This window comes from Prevotella sp. lc2012 (assembly GCF_900107065.1).
Taxonomy (GTDB): domain Bacteria; phylum Bacteroidota; class Bacteroidia; order Bacteroidales; family Bacteroidaceae; genus Prevotella.
In genome coordinates this window covers 14,221-33,901 of record NZ_FNUF01000008.1, presented here as the reverse complement: position 1 = coordinate 33,901, position 19,681 = coordinate 14,221, and the positions used below count along the sequence as shown (strand labels likewise).

Genomic DNA, 19,681 nt, shown 5'->3' with positions numbered 1-19,681 from the left:
AGGGCTATCCGTGCTGGAGGATTGCTCCCATGGACTCCGTGGACCTGTACCTGGAAGACTATCGGGTCTGTCTTGACACCCTGGCGATTGTAAGTAAGCAGGTATACATCCTGGTGACCAATCCGGACAGATGCTATGAAAGGGATGTGACCGCCTATCAGTCCAGATACATCAATCACCAGAAATGGGCAATCATACCTGTCGGTGACGGCATGTGCAAGATCATGAACAAGCAGACGGGCTTGTTCTGGGAATCCCGCGTCGACAAGCAGACTGGCAAGGAGATCCTGGTACAGAACTTCTATTCTGGAAAGGACACGCAGAAATGGAAGATCACCAAGAAAGAAAAGAACCCTTATGCCCGGTCATTCTTCAGGATCGGGAATGCCCAGTCTGAGGCTGTGCGGGTGACGGATGCGATGGACCTGTTCGTGCCCGCTAAAGCCAGAGGCAGTGTAACTCCGAGTCTGGCATCATTATGCCGATACCGTACTGGTCCCTGTAAGGACGAGGCCTCCTATGTAGCTTCGTTGTCGAGATATATGGGAATTCCCGTGGCCATAGATTTCACGCCACATTGGGGAAACCGCACTAATAACCATACGTGGAATGCCCTGGTTCTACCTAATGGAAAAGCGACACCTTTTTACATGGGATATGTTCCGGGAGATACGACCCAGTTCACACATAGTCCCGTCTATCTGAAGCCCAAGATCTACAGATACCGCTTCGAGGTTAACCAGAAGATTGTCGATGACATGAAAGGTGAGAAGAGCGTCCCTGAGTTATTCCAGTTTCCGACGTTTACAGATGTCACAGACGAGTATCTGAATACGACGGATGTGGTACGTGACATTCCGAAGGAGTTCCGTGACAGTAAGATCGCCTACATCTGTGTCAACGACAAGGAGCACTGGATCCCCGTTCATTATGGCAAGGTATCAAGGGGTAAGGTTACATTCACGTCTATGGGACGTAATATACTGTATTCCGTCTGCATCTGTCAGGATCAAGACATGATTCCCATCGGGAATCCCTTTATCCTGAAACCAGACGGATCGATCAGAGAAATCGTATGCGACAACTCCAAACGCCAGACAATGACGTTACTCCGCAAATATCCTTTCTTCGCCCAATTTGATTCCTTCAGATATAGGATGGATCATGGAATATTCGAGGGGAGCAATACCAAGGACTTCTCTCAGGCCTCACGTCTGTATCGATACTATGGATATACTGATGCCTGCTGGTATGAACTGACACCAGAGAATGTCGGGAACAAATACCGGTATCTTCGTTATATTGGCCACACGGGCTCCTATTGTAACGTCAATGAGGTAGAGTTCTATAACAGCAAAGGCCAGAAACTGACCGGCAAGATACTTGGCACTCAGGGTATGCCCGGCCACACGAAAGAGACCGTCTTTGACGGCGATATCCTGACTGGATTTAACGGAATCAGTCCCGATGGTCATTGGGTAGGACTGGAACTGGCTCAACCGTCCGACGTGGCAAAGATAAGGTTCATACCCCGAAATGACGGCAACTGCATCGAAGTCGGTGATATGTATCAGTTACTAGTGTATGATCGTGGGAAATGGCTTCCTCTGGCGGTGACGAAAGCAAAGGCTACGGAGCTGGTTCTTGAAAATATGCCAAGTGACGGCCTATATCTTTTGAAGGACCTGACGAAAGGAATCGAGGAACGTATCTTCACATATGAGGATGGACAACAGCTCTGGTGGTGATATGTTTAATCAATAAGCGCCAACGGTCTTGCGCATCAAACAGACCTAAAAATTTAAAACATTAACTATTATGAAGAAAATTAGAAGAGAAGATTTCGCAGTTCTGAATGAAAGCGAGATGAATGCCACCGTGGCTGGCATTAACAAAGACAAGATCATTAAGATCTGTGATCACATGGAGTTCGCTTGCTGCTACTACAACTACAAAGTAGAGCTGCCCGATCCCATTAAGGACATCCGCTTTTAGTCTTAACAGCTAGTTTCATGTACAGTGAAGATTTGCTTCACTGAATAGAAGAATTTGTCTTTTATGAGATTCGCCGTATCACTAGAACGGCGAATCTCTTACTTTCTGTGAGAAGGGGCTGTTTATGCTCAAAGAGATGCCTCCTATGAGTCATTCAGATAGGGTTTACGAGTCATGGAGATAGGGTCTATACCCCTATAGGGATTATCTCCATCAGTCGTAGATGACGTCTCTTTCACCGAAAGGGATTATCTCTTTCACCCATAGTTGGGGGGGGGGCGACACACTTGTCTGGTCGCTTGTCAAGGTACAACATTTCAAAGAGCGCTTTTCCGTAGTAGGGCGTGGAAGGGTCACTACCTTGCTTCGATACTTCGACAGGCTCAGCAACCGCAGGCTCAGCAACCGTGCCCCTTCCATAGCCTTCTCCTGCTGTTATTTGTGACAGATGATACAGATGACAGATGGGTTATAAGATTTCTCACGCGTGTACGCAGGAACTTTTGGCGACTCGAGAGTTCCTGCGTACACGCGCATGTGTATTCAGGCCCCATCTGTCATCTGTACCATCCGTCACACAGGAGGGGAGCGAAAATGTATGAGATGTTCTTGTTCCATGAGCTATCTATATAAGTCAGGGAACAAAGATACAAAATAAAATTGAAAATTAGGTGTATGCATGCAGTGCATGCACTGCATGCATACATCATAAATAACTGATTATCTGCGCATTAACTTTCTTATATCATCTTGAAAGTCAAGCGACTGTTGTTGGGATAAGGCCCTTGCAAAGTCATTACGCATATTACGGCGTTGCCACACTTCTTCAAAAATTCTCCATCTTTGTCGGATGCCCAGACAAGTGGCCATGGCATCGGCCAATAGGGCAGCCTTCGGGCGGGAGACAAGTGGCTGATAGTTTTCATCGATATAATCGGCTTCCTGCAGTTTCTGCCAGAGGTGAATCGCCTCGTCGGTAGCCAGTTCGTCGGGCAGCGTCACCACTTCTTGTGACTGGGGTGCGTCTGACTGCCTCATGGCGACACGACCGCCACCATCGGTAGTGAAATTGAGTGTGCCAACATTGTGTACACTGCAACATGTGTAGTTAATCACGATGGATGCGATGTTCTGGTGTGCGCGAAGGTTCTCCTTCAGGAGAGCCAGAAACTGTTCTTCTTCCGTGCTCATAGTGGTTCGGTTTTTTGTCGTTTATGTTTTTGAGTTAATTTAAGGCAAGGTAGATGTCATACGTGATGACCTCCCATTGCTATCCGGATACAAAGATACAAAGAATCGAACAAACAACAAAGAAAAATCCCCGAAAGTATTATCTTTCAGGGATTTAGTATCATAAAGCCGAGGGCTTTTGTTGTGATATGCAACTTTTCTCTTTAGAAGAACACTTACCTTGACTTGAATACCGGGCGATGCTCACCTGGGTGCCAGAAGTCGACAAGAGCGACATCAAAGATCAAATTGCTATAACTACACGTCGGCTTAGCCAAACTGCCATAGCCCAACTGATAAGGGATATACACTCTCCAACGATCACCGATGTGCATGTTCATCAGGGCGGTGGTGAAGCCTGGAGCGAAATCTTGGCATACCTTATCCCTACCATTCTCATCCCTGGCCACATCTATCGTGTTCCAATTGAAGTCACCCAAATAACTCTGATCAAAGACATATCCTTCGGGATAGCTCTTTGACGGAATCAGACGGCCACGATAGGCCAAGCGACAGGTGTCAGTAAAAAGTGGAGTCTCTATACCTGTACCCGACTCCAGAACCTCGACATAGATATAGTCAGCGACGTTACCGGATATGGTGGTATTCTTCGAGTAACAGATAATCTTCTTCATCGAACTACCGGCCCACTCAGCCGTCACAACGTCATTGCGGTTCTGCCAGTTGTCGAACTCTTCCTCTTCCCCGCTATCCTCGCTGCACGATGATACCATCCCCGCAAACGGGAACAGTATCAGGGCCAGCAATATGTATTTCCAGTTCTTCATTGTTTACTGAAGCTTCTTCAACAGACTTGCGATGCTCACCTTATCCTCGATGATGGAATTCAGGTCGCTGATGTTCACACGCTCCTGCTCCATCGTGTCGCGGAAACGCAGAGTCACCTTACCGTCGGTCAGAGAGTCGTGGTCGACAGTGACACAGTACGGTGTTCCGATGGCATCCTGACGACGATAGCGCTTACCGATAGAGTCCTTCTCGTCGTACTGGCAGTTGAAGTGGAACTTCAGCTGGTCGATGATCTCACGGGCCTTCTCGGGCAGACCGTCTTTCTTCACCAGAGGCATGACGGCGCACTTCACAGGTGCCAAGGCTGCGGGCAACTTCAGCACCACGCGGGTCTCTCCATTCTCGAGTTTCTCCTCCTCAAAGGCATGACACATGATAGAGAGGAACATACGGTCGACACCGATAGAGGTCTCGATGACGTACGGGGTGTAGCTCTCGTTGGTCTGAGGATCAAAGTACTTGATGCTCTTGCCAGAGTACTTCTCATGCTGCGAGAGGTCGAAGTTCGTACGGCTGTGGATACCCTCCACCTCCTTGAAGCCAAACGGCATCTTGAACTCGATGTCGGTAGCAGCGTTGGCATAGTGAGCCAACTTATCGTGGTCGTGGAAACGGTAGTTCTCTGCACCGAAGCCAAGGGCCTGATGCCACTTCATACGGGTCTCCTTCCACTTCGGGAACCACTCCAGTTCGGTACCGGGCTGTACGAAGAACTGCATCTCCATCTGCTCGAACTCACGCATACGGAAGATGAACTGACGAGCCACGATCTCGTTACGGAAAGCCTTACCGATCTGTGCGATACCGAAAGGAATCTTCATACGACCGGTCTTCTGCACGTTCAGATAGTTCACGAAGATACCCTGTGCCGTCTCAGGACGCAGGTACACTTTCATTGAAGCATCAGCAGAAGCTCCCATCTCCGTGGCGAACATCAGGTTGAACTGACGCACGTCGGTCCAGTTCTTTGTACCGCTAATGGGGTCAACAATCTCCTCGTCGAGGATAATCTGCTTCAGGGCCTCCAGATCTGGACCCTGCATAGCCTCGGCATAACGGGCATGCAGGTTGTCGCGTTTCTCCTTGGTCTCCTTCACGCGCTCACTGGTCTCCATATATTTCGCCTCGTCGAAGCTGTCACCGAAACGCTTACGGGCCTTATCAACCTCTTTCTGGATCTTCTCATCGTACTTGGCTATCTGATCCTCGATGAGCACATCGGCACGATAGCGTTTCTTCGAATCGCGGTTGTCGATGAGGGGATCGTTGAAGGCATCGACATGACCAGAAGCCTTCCATATCGTTGGGTGCATGAAGATGGCAGAGTCGATACCCACGATGTTCTCGTGCAGCATCGTCATAGCCTTCCACCAGTATTGTTTGATATTATTCTTCAACTCCACACCGTTCTGACCGTAGTCGTAAACGGCTCCCAAACCATCGTAGATCTCACTGCTGGGGAACACGAATCCGTATTCCTTACAATGGCTCACGATTTTCTTAAATACATCTTCTTGTGCCATAAATAAATATAATTTCGAAATTATGGGTGCAAAGGTACGAATAAAAAGAGAATTAAGAATTAAGAATTAAGAAAAAAACGCATCTGTGCGGAAGAATTATGAATTTTTGACTGTCCACCTACAAGTCCATAGGGATTTTCCATAGGATAATAGGGAAAATCCTTTTATTTTTCACGAAAAGAAACGTATCTTTGCAGTAAAATAAAGTAAGACAATAAACATTAATCATTATGAAGAAATCCATTTTACTGACATTGCTCTGCACCACGCTATTCACGGGAGCCAAAGCGCAAGACACCAAAGAGTACAAGACCTGCGTGAAGAACGACTATCTGATACACTACTGCAACCACAAGGGCGTCACCGTCGTGGTCGATGTGACCGAAGGAGGTTTGTTCGTTCCCAACATCTCCATCATCAATGACTCCGGTCATGAAATCATCTTCGAGCCCAAGAAGATCAAGGCATACTGCTATGCCGTGAAAGGCCACCCCAAGGAGACACGCAACATGCTGACACGCTACTTCGACAAGGGAATGGATATGACACCACTTGTGAAAGACTCGCTCATGATATACCCCTACGAGAAATACAAGAGCAAGAGAAACAGCAGCATGTTCTGGGCTAACACATTAGTGACAGTCCTCGTCGGCACCGCTGACGCTGCTCTCTCAAAAGACACGCCCGACGATCGTTTCTGGGCACGGAAGCATACGGAAGATATGATCGACGAGGGTGAGGCACAGCGCGGTATAGAGATGCAGCGCATTGACGAAGGCTACTGGCGCGCCAATACCATCTTCGACATGTCTGAGCACAGCGGCTTCATCGCTCTGAAAAAACGCAAGGCCGACCATATCGTACTGGAGATTCCCGTCGACGGTGAGGTTTACACCTTCCTCGTTGACAACCGTAAGCGCTATTAAGGGTACGGGACATGTGAACATGAAGCGTTAAAAAACCTCAAGGCACACCAACTTTTCCCGTTACGGTCACCGCTTTTCGGTAAAATGTTGTACCTTTGCATCCGCTAAACAAGAAGATAGGGGCATAGCCCAGTTGGTTTAGAGCGCTGCAGTCACATTGCAGAGGTCCCCGGTTCGAGCCCGGGTGTCCCTACAAAAGAACGGATTACACGGATGCGTGTGATCCGTTCTTTTTTTATATCAACGGTCCATTGCCGTGCCCGATACGACTGTCGACCGAACGACGGATAGCGGTCGTCACATATTCCTTTCCCTTTCTGACGGCCTCCGCCAGACTAGCGCCCTGCGCGAGATGGGCAGCGATAGCCGACGAGAGCGTACAACCAGTGCCGTGGAGATTGCCGGTAACAATACGCTCGGTGGTAAACGGACTGACGGTACCGTTAGTCTCGAAGAGAAAGTCGGTCATCTGCGACGAGTCAGCATGACCGCCCTTGAGCAGAAAGGCCGTGCCGTAAAACTGGCTCAATCCCTTCCCAGCACGTAGGATATCGCGAGGTGTCGGGGGTATACCTATCTGTTCCAAAAGTCGGTCGGTCTCAGGCAGGTTCGGTGTGATGAGGGTACAGAGGGGGAAGAGTCGCTGGGCGATATAATCGATGGTCTCGGACTGCATGAGCGGATAACCGCTGGTAGACACCATGACAGGGTCGTAGATTATCGGCACGCCGACGGAACCAGTCCCCTCGGCGTGGTCTGTCATTTCGACAAGGTGCTGTGACCGTTGATAGGTTTCCAGGGTATCGACGACAGCCTCGGCGACCGCACGATCGGGCAGCATACCAATCTTGATGACAGTCGGTTCTAGATCACTAAGCACAGCGCGCAACTGTGAAACCACGACATCGGGCGGCACGGGCATGGAACCCTGTACGCCCTGCGTGTTCTGCGAGGTGATCGAGGTGATGACGGTGGCACCGTAACAGCCGAGTGCCGTGATGGTCTTGAGATCTTGTTGGATGCCGGCACCCCCCGACGGGTCACTACCGGCGATGGTCAATACTATTTCCATGCGTCGCCGAGGATCATGGCTCCTCCGAAGCCCATTTGTAATACTTCCTTAACACGATTAAAGGTCATGCCGCCTAAGGCCATGACACGCTGGTCGATGAGTCCCTGCCGACGTGCCTCGTCGAGCTGGTCTTTGGTGAATGCCGCGCGATAGCCCTGCTTGGAGATACTATCGAAGACCGGACTCAGGCTCATATAGGCATATGGTTGACAGCGGCACTCAGCGAGTTCTGCGAGCGAATGACAGGAGATACTGACCGCTCCCTCCCACCCCGTGGGCGGCTGTGGGTTACGACGGTTGAGATGAACACCCCGAAGACCGTAACGGACGGCCAGATCGAAATGGTCGTGCAGCACCAGACGGTCGTAGAGGACGGGCGGCAACTGACGTAATAACAGTTCCATCTCGTCGGATGTGGACGACGGCTTACGGAGATGTACCAAATCGGCCGTTCCGCTGGTGAGCAGTTCCGCGATACGTGCGGCCTCACCCACGAAGAACTCGGGACGAGTGATGACAATGATCATACGCACTTCTTGAACAGGTCGAACGAGGCATCCCAGTCTTTCCATACCGGTTCGCGACCGAGTTCCTTCAACCGGGCATTGATGACCTTGGCCGTGCGTTCATCGCTGACGGTGAACTGCTCCAAGGCCTGCGGATAAGTGTGGTAGCCACCGGGATTGACATGACTCTCGGCCGACATCGTGGTAACACCCAACGTACACATGTTGTCACGGATATAGGCCGGCTCACGGGTGGAATAGGATATATCGACGTCATGGTCGAAGATACGCATAGCAAAGGTGGCCTGTGCCAACTCACGGTCGCTCATGAAGCAGTTGGGCTGGAACCCCTCGTTCTGTGCCGGTCGCATGCGTGGGAAATTGATACTGTACTTAGTGCGCCAGTAGTGTTTCTGCAGATAGCGCAGATGGTAGGCCATCATCGTCACATCGGTGCGCCACTCTTTCTCAAGTCCGATGAGCACACCCATACCGATGGAATGCACGCCCGCCTGTCCCATGCGATCGAAGCCGTCGCAACGCCACTCAAAACGGCTCTTCATGCCTCGTGGATGGTACAGTTTGTAATGATCGCTGTTGTAGGTCTCCTGAAAACAGATGACACCGTTGAGCCCATGTCGGGTCAGTTCATAGTACTCCTCCGTCTTCAGGGGCATCACCTCGATCTTGATATTCGAGAAATAGCGCTTAGCGATATCAATAGCCTTGGCCAGGTAAGGCACGCCTGCCTTGGCCGGGTTCTCGCCCGTGACAAGGAGGATGTTTTCGAAGGGCGCCAGTTGTTTGATGGCCCGGTACTCGTCCTCTATCTGTTCGGGGGTGAGGATGGTACGTGCCATGGGGTTCTCACGATGGAAGCCACAGTAGACGCACGAGTTCGAACAGGAATTCGTGATATAGAGCGGGATGAACATCGACATCGTGCGTCCAAAACGCTCTTCGGTATAACGGCGTGAAAGACGCGCCATCGTCTCCAAATAAGGTTCGGCCGCCGGCGACAGCAAAGCCATGAAATCGTTGACATCGCAACGACTCTTGCCAAGGGCCCGTCGCACATCGGCATCGGTCATCGAGGCAATGCGCTCGGTGGTCTCGTCCCAACTGATGTTTTTGAGTTCGTCTGAGAACATGGTTCTATTTGTTGTTTTTGGATTGACAGGGTTGAAAAGCATATTCCTTCAGTTCACGGATAGAAGGATGAACGCCGCAGAGGGCACAGTCGGGCCGCTGCGGGAAGGTGAAACGCTGCCACTGCATGGTGAGAGCGTCGAAAGTGAGAAGACTGTCGGTGAGCAACTCGCCCACCCCCGTAAGATACTTGATGCACTCGGTGGCCTGGACAGTGCCCAGCATACCAGCGATACTGCCCAGTACACCCACCATGGCACAGGTCTCGACATCCTCCTTGGCTGGAGGCTCCGGAAACAGACAACGATAACAGGCCGACTGAGGGACATGGGTCATCAGCTGACCATTATAGCGGTTGATACCTCCCATGGAGAAGGCCTTGTCTAACATGACGCAGGCATCGTTGACAAGATACTTCGTGGCGAAGTTGTCTGTGCCGTCGATAATAAAGTCGTAGGGACGGATCAGGTCGAGGGCATTACCCTCGCTCAGATAATACTCATAGGTCTCTACGCAGACATCGGGGTTGAGGGCACGGATACGCTCAGCCGCCACCTCCACCTTCGGGCGGTTGACGTCGGCGGTACCATGGAGCACCTGCCGCTGCAGATTACTGATGCTGACGGTATCGCCGTCGACGACACCGATGGTGCCGACACCGGCGGCTGCCAGGTAGAGAGCCACCGGAGAACCCAGTCCACCAGCACCCACCAGCAGCACCTTCGACTGCAGCAGTCGCTCCTGCGCCTCCATACCAAACCGCTCCAGGATGAGATGACGGTTATAGCGCTGCCGTTGTTCGCGAGTGAGTTCCATCATTTCTTAAGTTTACGCAGGTCATGGGTCAGTTTAGCGGCACAGAAATTCGGACCGCACATCGTACAGTACTCACCGTCGGTATGGCCGGCTTCCTCAAAATACTGAAGGGCGAGTTCTGGATCGAGTGAGAGATGGAACTGATCACGCCAGCGGAACTCGAAGCGTGCCTTGGAGAGGGCATTATCGCGGATAGCGGCACCGGGGTGGCCCTTGGCCAGATCAGCGGCATGGGCAGCAATCTTATAGGTGACGACACCCGCACGCACATCATCCTTGTTGGGCAGTGCCAGATGCTCCTTGGGGGTGACATAGCAGAGCATGGCTGTCCCCAACCAGGCGATCTGCGCACCACCGATGGCACTGGTAATATGATCGTAGCCCGGTGCGATATCGGTGACGATCGGTCCGAGGGTGTAGAAAGGCGCTTCGTGACAGTGGGTCAGCTGGCGCTCCATATTCTCCTGTATCTTATGCATGGGCACATGACCGGGACCTTCGATGAAAGCCTGCACGTTCTTGTCCCAGGCACGGGTAACGAGCTCACCCATGGTGTCGAGCTCGGCAAACTGAGCAGCATCATTGGCGTCGGCTGTACAACCGGGACGCAGTCCGTCGCCCAGCGAGAGAGCCACGTCATATTGGGCCACGATATCACAGATGTCATCAAAGTGCTCATAGAGAAAACTCTCACGGTCGTGCAACAGGCACCACTTGCTCATGATACTACCGCCTCGACTGACGATGCCACAGAGACGACTGTCGGCCAGATGGACGTTATGACGACGGATACCGGCATGTATCGTGAAATAGTCGACACCCTGCTCGCACTGTTCGATCAGCGTATCACGGTAGATCTCCCATGTGAGGTCTTCCACTTTACCGTCCACCTTCTCGAGAGCCTGATAGATAGGCACCGTACCCACGGGCACAGGACAGTTACGTACGATCCACTCTCGGGTCTCGTGAATATGATTACCGGTGGAGAGGTCCATCAGTGTATCGCCGCCCCACTTACACGACCAGACGGCCTTGTCTACCTCCTCCTCGATAGACGAGGTGGTAGCGGAATTACCGATATTCGTATTGATCTTAACGGCGAAATGACGTCCGATGATCATCGGCTCACTTTCGGGGTGGTTGATGTTCGCCGGGATGACCGCCCGACCGCGTGCCACCTCTGACCGTACGAACTCGGGGGTGATATGACTCTTGATGCCCAACTCGGCACAGTTCATATTCTCACGGATAGCCACATACTCCATCTCAGGCGTGATGATACCGGCCTTGGCATAGGCCATCTGAGTGATGGCACATCCTAACTTGGCACGACGGGGCAACCGGATATGCTCAAAGCGCAGGTGGTCGAGCGACGTGTCGGCCAAGCGCTGACGACCATACTCCGAACTGACCTGTGTGAGCTGTTCGGTATCGTTGCGGTCGAGAATCCACTGCTCACGCATACGGGGCAGACCTTTCTTCAGGTCGACCTCTATCGCAGGGTCGGAGAAAGGACCGCTGGTATCATAGATATATACTGGTGCATTGGGTTCCATGTGGGGAACACCGTGTTCGTCGCGCGTCACCGTAGGAGTGAGGTTGACTTTGGTCATACCGACACGGATATAGGGGAACAACTGGCCCGGCATGTATGCTTTCTCACGCTGGGCGTAAGCCTTGTGATCGTTGATCATAATTGAAAAATGAGAATTAAGAATTCAGAAAAGCAGTTAAAGGACTAGAAGCCTCGGCATTGTCGGCGATAGCTCCCAGACCAGCCTCGAAAGCCTGACGACCGGCGATAACGGCCTGACGGAAGGCGTCGGCCATCGCTACGGGATCACCGGCCACGGCGATCGCGGTGTTCACCAACACACAGTCGGCACCCATCTCCATGGCCTCGGCAGCATGACTGGGAGCGCCGATGCCAGCATCGACCACGACGGGCACGGTGGCCTGGTCGATAATAATCTGTAGAAAATCCTTCATGCGCAGACCTTTGTTGGTGCCGATAGGTGCAGCGAGTGGCATAACGGTAGCCGCACCGGCTTCCTCAAGATGCTTACAGAGTGTGGGATCGGCCTGACAATAAGGGAGCACCACAAAACCGAGCTTCACTAATTGTTCGGTGGCCTTAAGTGTCTCAACGGAGTCGGGCAGCAGATAGCGCGGGTCGGGATGAATCTCGAGCTTAAGCCAGTTGGTGCCGAATGCCTCGCGCGCCATCTGTGCGGCAAAGACCGCCTCCTCGGCATTTCGCACACCAGAGGTGTTAGGCAACAGTTGGATCTTCTGGTTTCGGGTGATGTGGGTCAGCAAGTCATCGTTCTGATCGTCGAGTTCGACACGTTTCATGGCGACGGTGACCATCTCTGTGCCAGAGACATCGATGGCACGGGCCATGAGTTCGTTGTTGTTGAACTTTCCTGTACCCAAGAACAGGCGGGAGCCGAACTCACGCCCCGCAATAACTAATTTACTCATGGTTGACTGTATTGATTAATTGTTTCATTTTCTGAACGGGATCATCGGCCCTCAAGACAGTACCGCTGAGGGCGATGCCACTGACACCGGTCTGGAGAATATCGGGGATATCCTCCTCGGTGATGCCACCGATGGCGACAATAGGAATGTGGATGTGTGCCTCTTCCATCTCACTGATGATCGTACGATAGCCATCAAGTCCAAGGACGGGGGCGAGCTTCTGTTTGGTGGTGGTAAAACGGAAAGGACCGCAACCGATATAGTCGGCAGAAGACTCGTAATGAGCCCGTACCTGATCGAAGGTATTGGCCGTTCCACCGATGATGAAACCGTCGCCCAACAGGCGACGCGCCTCACGGATGGGCATATCGTTCTGTCCCAGATGCACGCCGTCGGCATGGAGCTCACGCACCAGGCCGACACGGTCGTCGATGATGAACGTAGCACCGGCCTCATGACAAAGCCGTTGGGCGACAAGGGCTATGGGTCGCACCTCCTCATCGGTAGCGTCCTTCATCCGCAACTGTATCCATCGGCATCCGCCCTCAAGGGCCAGGCGAATGGAGTCGAGATAGGTGTAACGTTCTGTACAATGGGAGATAAACTGCAACATCACCTTATCCTCCACATGCGGCTTTAATGATGACGATACGAGCACCTTCCTGAAGAGCGGTCTGCGCCCAACTTCCACGGGGCATCATCTGATTGTCAATAGCTACAGCCACGCCCTTCTGAGGCAACTGCAGTTCGATAGCAAGGTCCTGTAGGTTACGGGCCTCGGTCTGATGGTCTTGGTTGTTAATCTGCACGTTCATGACGTATAAGCACAAAAAAAATCGAGCAGCCAGTGTTGTCACTTGCTACTCGAGGCATTATTTACTCTAAAATATATGATTTTGATTCTACTACATCCCTGCGACGGCATTACCCGCATCAGGTTCTATGGGTATCATCTCAGCTTCGGCACGTGGCCTCTGCACCCCGAGTATCGTTTTTTGACGCTGCAAAAGTAATCATTTATTTTCACTCCTGCAAGAAAAAGTCCGTTTTTGTTTGCGAACACAAAAACAACGAGCCGTCGTCCTCATACGAAGGCGACGGCTCGTTCTGTTTATCTCACGACAATCTTACGTTTATTGCGGATATAGAGGCCTTTCTTCAGTCGATGGCCATCGACACGTCGGCCACTGAGATCATAGATATGATTGTTTTCCACCGGTGCCACCTCACGATGTAGCACAGAGATGCCGGTGACAACAGACTGATAGTTGTCGTAGCTGAAAGCAACATCGGTGGCCGAACCCCATATATACTGCTCCAGTCCTGGATAGTCGACAAAGGGGTTACGGTTCTTCTGGATGGCATAGATACCCTCGTTGCGACGGATCTCCTTCTCGCTGACAGGATCCTGCTGCGCCCAACGAAGGAGCATCTTCAGAGCCCATCCCTTAAAGAAAGGAAAGACGCTTCCATCGAGCATCGTCTTATCACTCTTATCCCAGTCTTTTGGACTGCGGGTAACACCTTTCTCATTCTTGTACGACTCATAGCAGGTGGCCATATAGAAATAAACGCGGGCCAGGTCACCCTTGTACTCATCATTGGGTTCGAAGACACGACCGTTCTGCCCGGATATCTTGTAACCAAGACTGTCGACACAACGTCCGAACTTAGAGAAGCCGCCCTCCGACTGTTTCGTGATGTTCTCGCCTACCTCACCATAAGGATAATTAGAGCGTATGGAGTTTACCGAACGGTCGGTCGGAAACAGATGATGCAGGTCGGTATACATCGGATACACCTCGGTGGTGTTGTTTTTCTGGGTGCTCTCATTAAACCAACTCTTTGGCATCGCATGCTCACGATTATACACCACACCCTCGTCATCGATATCCTCACCCTTGTCTTGATCCGTCACAGGGGTGAAATTGGAAATACCGGAATAAATCTCCCATATCTTCCCATCTTCGCGAAGGTCGTAAGAGTTGATGGCATTCCATACGCCAGGTGTATACGACTGTATGGTATGCGGACTGATAATCTGGAAGAGCGCCGTCTTCAGTTCCGAGCCCTTCTTACCGTCGGCCGCCTGGTAGTAGGCACCAGTATCGTTCGGCCCTTGTGAGAAAACAACTGGTGATGTCAATAATGACATCACCAGTAATACATATTTTTTCATAAATTATTCTCCAGCCTTCTTGAACGAGAAGCAGACACCCTGACACAGTTCTACGAGCTCCTTGTAAGTATCCTTGTAGCCGATGATGGTGATCTCGTCGCCTACCTTCAGGCCGTTGTCGGCGATGAAGAACTTACGGTCATCACCCTGAGCATTCCATCCGGCATAGGTACCATAGACATAGAGTTCGTTGGTACCGTCGGTGATATAGAGATTACCATAATCGTTCTCCTTACCATTGCTGCCAAGGAGTGAACTGATCTTACCAGTCACCATGTAGTAGACGTTCTTGTCGTCAGGCATGGTCAGGAACTCAGCGATGGTGACAGCCTTCACGGCATGCTTCAGGACACAAGAACCATTGACCATCTGCGGACTATCCTTATAAGCGCCACGCTTACCAAGAACGGTCACCACGTCGCCCACCTTGATACCGCTGTCGAGGAAACCCTCAGCACGGTAAACCAGTGTTTCACCGGTATAGTCCTTGATATAGAAGCTCTTTCCCTGGTTGTCTCTATCGTAGACAGCAGTGACAACACCCTCCAGACGATACTGGGTATCTCCCACCTCAGCGGCGAGGAACTCAGCCACGGTAGCATCGATGATAGCACCAGCCTGAGCGACAGCGAACTGTGAGGTGTACTCCCTACCATCCTTATAGGTCTTAAGGGTCACGGTCGTACTACGGTCGCCTGCGGTATTAGGCAGGGCACGGAACGTGATGGTGTTAGAAGTCACAGCTGAGATGAAGAGCCAGTCTTTGGCGTCCTGAGGAATCTCGGCATTGATACCATCACCCTTGCAAGTGACGTGAGCCGTCACCTCACCACCCTCGAGAGGCAGAGCTACGGCAGCCACCTTCTCACCAGCAACGCTCAGTGAGTCGACCTTGATCAGTGACTTGTTGATGTTTACAACGGTGACGTTCACCAGTTCTACAGTGCCATTATAGAGCTGCTTCGGACCTTCCACGGTAACCTCGTCACCCACCTCAATACCGAGGCTGAGGAAGTTCTTCTCTGCACCCTTCTTATCAAGCGTACCATAGATATATACCTCACCGGTAGCATCTTTCAGATACCAGTTACCATAGGTCGTATTGGCAATCTTTGTCACAACACCGGTCACACGATAGGTCTTGGATTCCGGTCCGGCGATTACCTCTGCACAAGTAGCGGTAGAGACTGTTGCAACACCCTGGATAATGTTGATGATCTGGGTCTGACCATTACAAGAGACCTTCAGTTCGCAGTTGCGACCCTCGCCAGCCTCTGCACTGAATGTCAGAGTCGTCTCACCAGCATTTCCTGACAACTGACTTACCTGCAGCCAGGCAGGTGTCTCAACGTATGAGACCACGTCTTTTCCTTCAGCATCCTTCGTTGTCACCTTGATGACTTTCTCGAACTGCCAAGCTCCCTTTGCCGTGAGGGTGATATTTGTTGATCCGCCATTGGTATTGAGAGCAACATACGACTGTGACACCTGAATCTGATCGAGATATGTAGGATCATAGTCTTCAGAGCAGCCAGTAAACACTGAAGCCACCACTGCCAGAAGAGACGGAATGAAATATCTAAGTTTCATATTCTTTAGATTTTTACTTTTATACTATTAATTGAAGATGTACTTGATACCAATAGAAGCATACCAGCACTGACCAAGTGAGTAGTTCGGTGACCATGTCTTCGTATTGCCGTTGATCACAGAAGGTGTAGAGAAGGTAGCATAACCATCTGCATCGACACCCTCGTACTTCAGGATACGCGGATCTGTACCAATCTCAGTATTCAGATACTTGGCAACACCCCATGAAGAGTTGAAGAGGTTCAGAACGTTCTTGATATCGAATGTCAACTGCAGGGCATGTGAAGTCTTACCAACGTTCACCTTGAAGTCGTGCTTGTAAGCAAAGTCCACACGGTGTACCCAAGGAGAGTAAAGGCTATAAGCCTCGGCATACTCACCCTGATGGTTCTTCAGATAGTCGTCCTTATGAACATAGTCCATGAAACGCTTAGCATCATCAGCAGATACGAAACGGAATTCGCCCTTCTCCACCTGAGCGTCGGTCGGAATATAAAGTGCATCGTAGTTGTAACCGTCGCTGTTCATATCATTGACCATCATGTAAGAGTAGTTGTAACCACCGCGCCATGCCTCATAGACGAAGCTATAGTGGTTGCCGCTCTTATCGTGGATCGTAGCATCAGCCACAATACGATCAGGTGTTACATACTGAGAGTTATGCAGTTTAATGTTGTTCGGACCCTCAATCGTAGGAACATATGTGAAGGCAGACTCAGCAGCAGAACCCGGCATACCGGTCACCTCCTTAGATACAGTGTGAGTATAAGCAGCCATCAGAGAAATCCACTCAGTAGGCTGTGCGTTCAAAGTGATGTTAGCGCTCCATCCGTAACCACGGCTGGTGTTCTCAAGCACGAAAGCCTTGGTACCAGTACGGAAGCCTGCAGGATAGATGGGACGGCTGTCGATACCATTGAAACGAGAGAAACCACCGACATTGGGGATACTCCAGTCAGAGATAGAAGCCGCATTGATGGTCTTGTTGTAGATACCCTCAACAGTCACCGTGAACGGGAAGTTAACAGGAATCTGATAGTCAAAAGCCAAAGAGGTCTTCCATACCTGCGGCATCTTGAACTTAGGATCAACACCGTTGATAGCAGAAGGAACGGTACCATCCTCAGGAGAAACGGTTGTAGGATAACCAAGAGCCTGCAACCTGGCAATCATCTCGCTGACATCGGTCATCGGACCGCCAGCGAACTGGGTCATGTCGATATAACGGTTACCAGTCTTATCATCTGTCGTATAGGCGCCAGAATAGTTTGCATAACCCTTTGCAGGAGCATTGGTCTTTCCATCCCATACCATTGTCTTGCCGTTCAACTGAGCCTGATACTGCACGAGACCACCGTTGGTAGGCATATTCGTGAAGAACACAAGCGGCAGACGACCAGAGAAGAGACCGGTACCACCACGCACCTTCAAGCTCTTGTCACCAAACACATCATAGGTGAAACCGAGACGAGGTGAGAAGGTGATGCTATTCTTAGGCCACTTACCTGTATCGATGTGACTACCATTATAATCGAGTACTTTAATCGCATTGTTGGTCAGCAAGTCACTGTTGTTGAAGAACAGACCGTCGATACGCAGACCGTAGGTCAGTTTGAACTTGTCCGTGACGTTCCACTCATCCTGAGCATAAACACCCGGGCGGTTGAACTGTACACGAGCAGCAGGCTTAGCCTCACCATCGTAACCGTAGGTCAGACAGAAGATCTCTGGTGTGCTATTGAACAGAGCAGCAGGATCAACGACACCACCAACATACATATCATCGGTCAGGTTGTAACGATAGTAACCAGAACCATTACGCATATACTGGTTGTCGGCCATCTGATGCTCGAAGGTCACACCGGCCATAATCTTATGCGTGCCCATATAGTAGGTCACATCATCCTTGATGTTCCAAATGGTGTTATGAACGGCGTTGTTCCATGTGAACAACTCATAACCGAGTGCCATGTAGTTATCACCGTCACGTGTAATATCAATGAAGGGGAACTCGGAAGAGTTAGTACCACGTACGTCGTCGAGCTTAGAGATGGTAGCCAGGAACTGGTTGGAGAGGTTCTCCGTCAGACGGCTGTTCAGGTCGAGTGACCATGAGTGTACCAGGTTCTCCATCGAGTACATGGAGTTGGCAAACGACATGGAGATAGGAGACATACGAGAGCTGACCATACGTGTACCACCATCCATAGAAGTAGCGTTAGGTGAATTCCAGATATTGTTCTTCGTGTAGTTATAACGCAGAGCCACCTTGTGCTTATCGTTGATGTTCCAGTCCAGACGGGCCATCAGCTTGTAGTTGCTCTCATCAGCAGGGAAGGCAGTCCAACTACCAGTATCATAGCCGTACTTGCTGGCCATGTACTTAGAGACAGCCTCCAGATCCTTGTTCGTGGTACGAGAGATATAACGGTCGGGATCAGAAACGCCGTCCTCAGAACCTCTCCAACGATTCACCACGGTAGGAATCTTGATCATCTCACCATTGACGAAGAAGAACAGTTTATTCTTGATGATCGGACCACCGAGCGTGAAGCCATAGGTAGTCTTCTGGTCCTTCTCACGAGCATTCAGTATCTGCTGGCGCTTGACAGCGTCACCACGCAGATTCTCATTCTGGTGATAGATATAAGCACTACCTTTGAAGGTGTTCGTACCAGACTTCGTGATAGCGTTCACGCCACCACCGATGAAGTTGGTCTGACGAACATCATACGGGGAGATCACCACCTGCAACTCTTCGATGGCATCGATAGAGATCGGGTTGCCACCACCAGGCAACTTGTCGGAGAGACCGAAGTTGTTATTGAAGTTAGCACCATCAACGGTGAAGTTGGCATTACGACCGTCACTACCAGCGAAGCTCATGCCGTTACCGCCGTAAGGAGACAGACGAGTAACATCGGTAATAGAACGGTTCACCGTCGGGAGGTTTGCAATCTGTGTGCTGTTAATGTTCGTAGCAGCACCGGTCTTCTCGGCAGCAAACTTCGAAGCCTTACCGCTTACCACTACCTCTGCCAGTTCGTTGGCGTCCTCAGAGAGCCATACTGAAAGGTTATAGGTCTCAGCCAACTGCAGGGTGATACCCTTCAGCGTCTTTGACTGGAAACCGATGTAAGAAACAGTCACCTCATAAGGACCACCCGTACGCATACCCTGGATAGAGAAGCGACCGGAGGTGTTGGTCACTGCCGTGTAACGAGTACCGGAAGGTTCGTGTACTGCCACAACTGTAGCACCGATGACATCCTCGCCGTTGGCATCGTCGAGCGTCACCTTTCCAGCCATACTTGATGTTGTGATTTGCGCCATAATAGTCAACGACAACGTTAACATCATAGCCACCAGAAAGAGAAATCTTTTCTGCATAAATCTAAGAA

At 51.0% G+C, this 19,681-nt stretch carries 17 protein-coding genes, 1 tRNA gene and 1 riboswitch; of the genes, 4 read left to right on the top strand and 14 right to left on the bottom strand.

The features are described from left to right. Both BLU99_RS12065 and BLU99_RS12330 read left to right on the top strand, forming a co-directional pair. Positions 1–1,748, top strand: a 1,748-nt coding sequence (locus BLU99_RS12065) for an RICIN domain-containing protein (protein WP_144006154.1), incomplete at its 5' end; no start/stop codon positions are given. Between the two features lie 70 nt (positions 1,749–1,818). Then, positions 1,819–1,995: a hypothetical protein gene (locus BLU99_RS12330; RefSeq protein WP_176771136.1), complete on the top strand. Its 177-nt coding sequence runs from the start codon at positions 1,819–1,821 to the stop codon at positions 1,993–1,995. Positions 1,996–2,715: 720 nt separating this feature from the next. Here the strand turns inward: BLU99_RS12330 and BLU99_RS12060 are convergent. The 3 genes from BLU99_RS12060 to BLU99_RS12050 all read right to left on the bottom strand — a co-directional run bounded on the left by BLU99_RS12060 (position 2,716) and on the right by BLU99_RS12050 (position 5,558). Beyond that, a complete protein-coding gene (locus BLU99_RS12060) occupies positions 2,716–3,186 on the bottom strand; it encodes a hypothetical protein (RefSeq protein ID WP_091902448.1) in 471 nt (156 codons plus the stop codon). A 215-nt stretch (positions 3,187–3,401) separates the two neighbouring features. After that, the gene (locus BLU99_RS12055; RefSeq protein ID WP_091902445.1) at positions 3,402–4,013 is read right to left on the bottom strand and encodes an FKBP-type peptidyl-prolyl cis-trans isomerase; all 612 of its coding nucleotides are present in this window, start codon (positions 4,011–4,013) and stop codon (positions 3,402–3,404) included. Between the two features lie 3 nt (positions 4,014–4,016). After that, on the bottom strand, positions 4,017–5,558 hold the full coding sequence (locus tag BLU99_RS12050) for a glycine--tRNA ligase (RefSeq protein WP_091902443.1): 1,542 nt from the start codon (positions 5,556–5,558) through the stop codon (positions 4,017–4,019). Between the two features lie 230 nt (positions 5,559–5,788). On the opposite strand from BLU99_RS12050, the gene BLU99_RS12045 reads away from it, so the two are divergent. Both BLU99_RS12045 and BLU99_RS12040 read left to right on the top strand, forming a co-directional pair. After that, entirely contained in the window at positions 5,789–6,484 is a 696-nt protein-coding gene (locus BLU99_RS12045) for a hypothetical protein (protein WP_091902441.1), read from the top strand. A gap of 118 nt (positions 6,485–6,602) precedes the next feature. Then, positions 6,603–6,677: transfer RNA gene (locus tag BLU99_RS12040), tRNA-Val, on the top strand. A gap of 42 nt (positions 6,678–6,719) precedes the next feature. On the opposite strand, the gene thiD is transcribed toward BLU99_RS12040, so the two are convergent. The 11 genes from thiD to BLU99_RS11985 all read right to left on the bottom strand — a co-directional run bounded on the left by thiD (position 6,720) and on the right by BLU99_RS11985 (position 19,670). Beyond that, positions 6,720–7,556 (bottom strand): bifunctional hydroxymethylpyrimidine kinase/phosphomethylpyrimidine kinase, encoded by an 837-nt coding sequence (gene thiD, locus BLU99_RS12035; protein ID WP_091902438.1) that lies wholly within the window; start codon positions 7,554–7,556, stop codon positions 6,720–6,722. Further along, on the bottom strand, positions 7,547–8,128 hold the full coding sequence (locus tag BLU99_RS12030; protein WP_255397567.1) for a thiamine phosphate synthase: 582 nt from the start codon (positions 8,126–8,128) through the stop codon (positions 7,547–7,549). Before BLU99_RS12030 ends, thiD begins: the two co-directional genes overlap by 10 nt. Continuing rightward, entirely contained in the window at positions 8,080–9,213 is a 1,134-nt protein-coding gene (thiH, locus tag BLU99_RS12025) for a 2-iminoacetate synthase ThiH (RefSeq protein ID WP_091902432.1), read from the bottom strand. Before thiH ends, BLU99_RS12030 begins: the two co-directional genes overlap by 49 nt. A 4-nt stretch (positions 9,214–9,217) precedes the next feature. Further along, positions 9,218–10,027, bottom strand: a complete 810-nt coding sequence (locus BLU99_RS12020) for a HesA/MoeB/ThiF family protein (protein WP_091902430.1) — start codon at positions 10,025–10,027, stop codon at positions 9,218–9,220. Continuing rightward, complete coding sequence (gene thiC / locus BLU99_RS12015; protein ID WP_091902428.1) at positions 10,027–11,721, bottom strand: phosphomethylpyrimidine synthase ThiC; 1,695 nt, start codon at positions 11,719–11,721, stop codon at positions 10,027–10,029. The genes BLU99_RS12020 and thiC overlap by 1 nt, the downstream gene beginning before the upstream one ends. Positions 11,722–11,737: 16 nt before the next feature. Next, positions 11,738–12,511 carry a thiazole synthase gene (locus BLU99_RS12010; RefSeq protein ID WP_091902427.1) on the bottom strand — a complete coding sequence of 258 codons (774 nt, stop codon included), beginning with the start codon at positions 12,509–12,511 and terminating at the stop codon, positions 11,738–11,740. After that, positions 12,504–13,139, bottom strand: coding sequence for a thiamine phosphate synthase (locus BLU99_RS12005; RefSeq protein ID WP_091902425.1), 636 nt, complete (start codon positions 13,137–13,139; stop codon positions 12,504–12,506). Before BLU99_RS12005 ends, BLU99_RS12010 begins: the two co-directional genes overlap by 8 nt. Then, positions 13,129–13,326 (bottom strand): sulfur carrier protein ThiS, encoded by a 198-nt coding sequence (thiS, locus tag BLU99_RS12000; RefSeq protein ID WP_091902422.1) that lies wholly within the window; start codon positions 13,324–13,326, stop codon positions 13,129–13,131. Before thiS ends, BLU99_RS12005 begins: the two co-directional genes overlap by 11 nt. 78 nt (positions 13,327–13,404) lie before the next feature. Then, positions 13,405–13,505, bottom strand: a riboswitch (TPP riboswitch). A gap of 117 nt (positions 13,506–13,622) precedes the next feature. Then, positions 13,623–14,690, bottom strand: a complete 1,068-nt coding sequence (locus BLU99_RS11995; RefSeq protein WP_091902420.1) for an endonuclease — start codon at positions 14,688–14,690, stop codon at positions 13,623–13,625. Positions 14,691–14,693: 3 nt separating this feature from the next. Then, complete coding sequence (locus BLU99_RS11990; RefSeq protein WP_091902418.1) at positions 14,694–16,280, bottom strand: BACON domain-containing protein; 1,587 nt, start codon at positions 16,278–16,280, stop codon at positions 14,694–14,696. A gap of 27 nt (positions 16,281–16,307) precedes the next feature. Next, positions 16,308–19,670, bottom strand: a complete 3,363-nt coding sequence (locus BLU99_RS11985) for a TonB-dependent receptor (protein ID WP_091902415.1) — start codon at positions 19,668–19,670, stop codon at positions 16,308–16,310. Positions 19,671–19,681: the final 11 nt, after the last annotated feature.

Coding starts and splice junctions, on each gene's coding strand:
- BLU99_RS12330 (WP_176771136.1), top strand. CDS start 1,819: ATGAAGAAAATTAGAAGAGAAGATTTCGCAGTTCTGAATGAAAGCGAG.
- BLU99_RS12045 (WP_091902441.1), top strand. CDS start 5,789: ATGAAGAAATCCATTTTACTGACATTGCTCTGCACCACGCTATTCACG.
- thiH (WP_091902432.1), bottom strand. CDS start 9,213: ATGTTCTCAGACGAACTCAAAAACATCAGTTGGGACGAGACCACCGAG.
- BLU99_RS12060 (WP_091902448.1), bottom strand. CDS start 3,186: ATGAGCACGGAAGAAGAACAGTTTCTGGCTCTCCTGAAGGAGAACCTT.
- BLU99_RS12055 (WP_091902445.1), bottom strand. CDS start 4,013: ATGAAGAACTGGAAATACATATTGCTGGCCCTGATACTGTTCCCGTTT.
- BLU99_RS11995 (WP_091902420.1), bottom strand. CDS start 14,690: ATGAAAAAATATGTATTACTGGTGATGTCATTATTGACATCACCAGTT.
- thiD (WP_091902438.1), bottom strand. CDS start 7,556: ATGGAAATAGTATTGACCATCGCCGGTAGTGACCCGTCGGGGGGTGCC.
- BLU99_RS11985 (WP_091902415.1), bottom strand. CDS start 19,670: ATGCAGAAAAGATTTCTCTTTCTGGTGGCTATGATGTTAACGTTGTCG.
- thiS (WP_091902422.1), bottom strand. CDS start 13,326: ATGAACGTGCAGATTAACAACCAAGACCATCAGACCGAGGCCCGTAAC.
- BLU99_RS11990 (WP_091902418.1), bottom strand. CDS start 16,280: ATGAAACTTAGATATTTCATTCCGTCTCTTCTGGCAGTGGTGGCTTCA.
- BLU99_RS12020 (WP_091902430.1), bottom strand. CDS start 10,027: ATGGAACTCACTCGCGAACAACGGCAGCGCTATAACCGTCATCTCATC.
- BLU99_RS12030 (WP_255397567.1), bottom strand. CDS start 8,128: ATGGAAAGACTGGGATGCCTCGTTCGACCTGTTCAAGAAGTGCGTATG.
- BLU99_RS12050 (WP_091902443.1), bottom strand. CDS start 5,558: ATGGCACAAGAAGATGTATTTAAGAAAATCGTGAGCCATTGTAAGGAA.
- BLU99_RS12010 (WP_091902427.1), bottom strand. CDS start 12,511: ATGAGTAAATTAGTTATTGCGGGGCGTGAGTTCGGCTCCCGCCTGTTC.
- thiC (WP_091902428.1), bottom strand. CDS start 11,721: ATGATCAACGATCACAAGGCTTACGCCCAGCGTGAGAAAGCATACATG.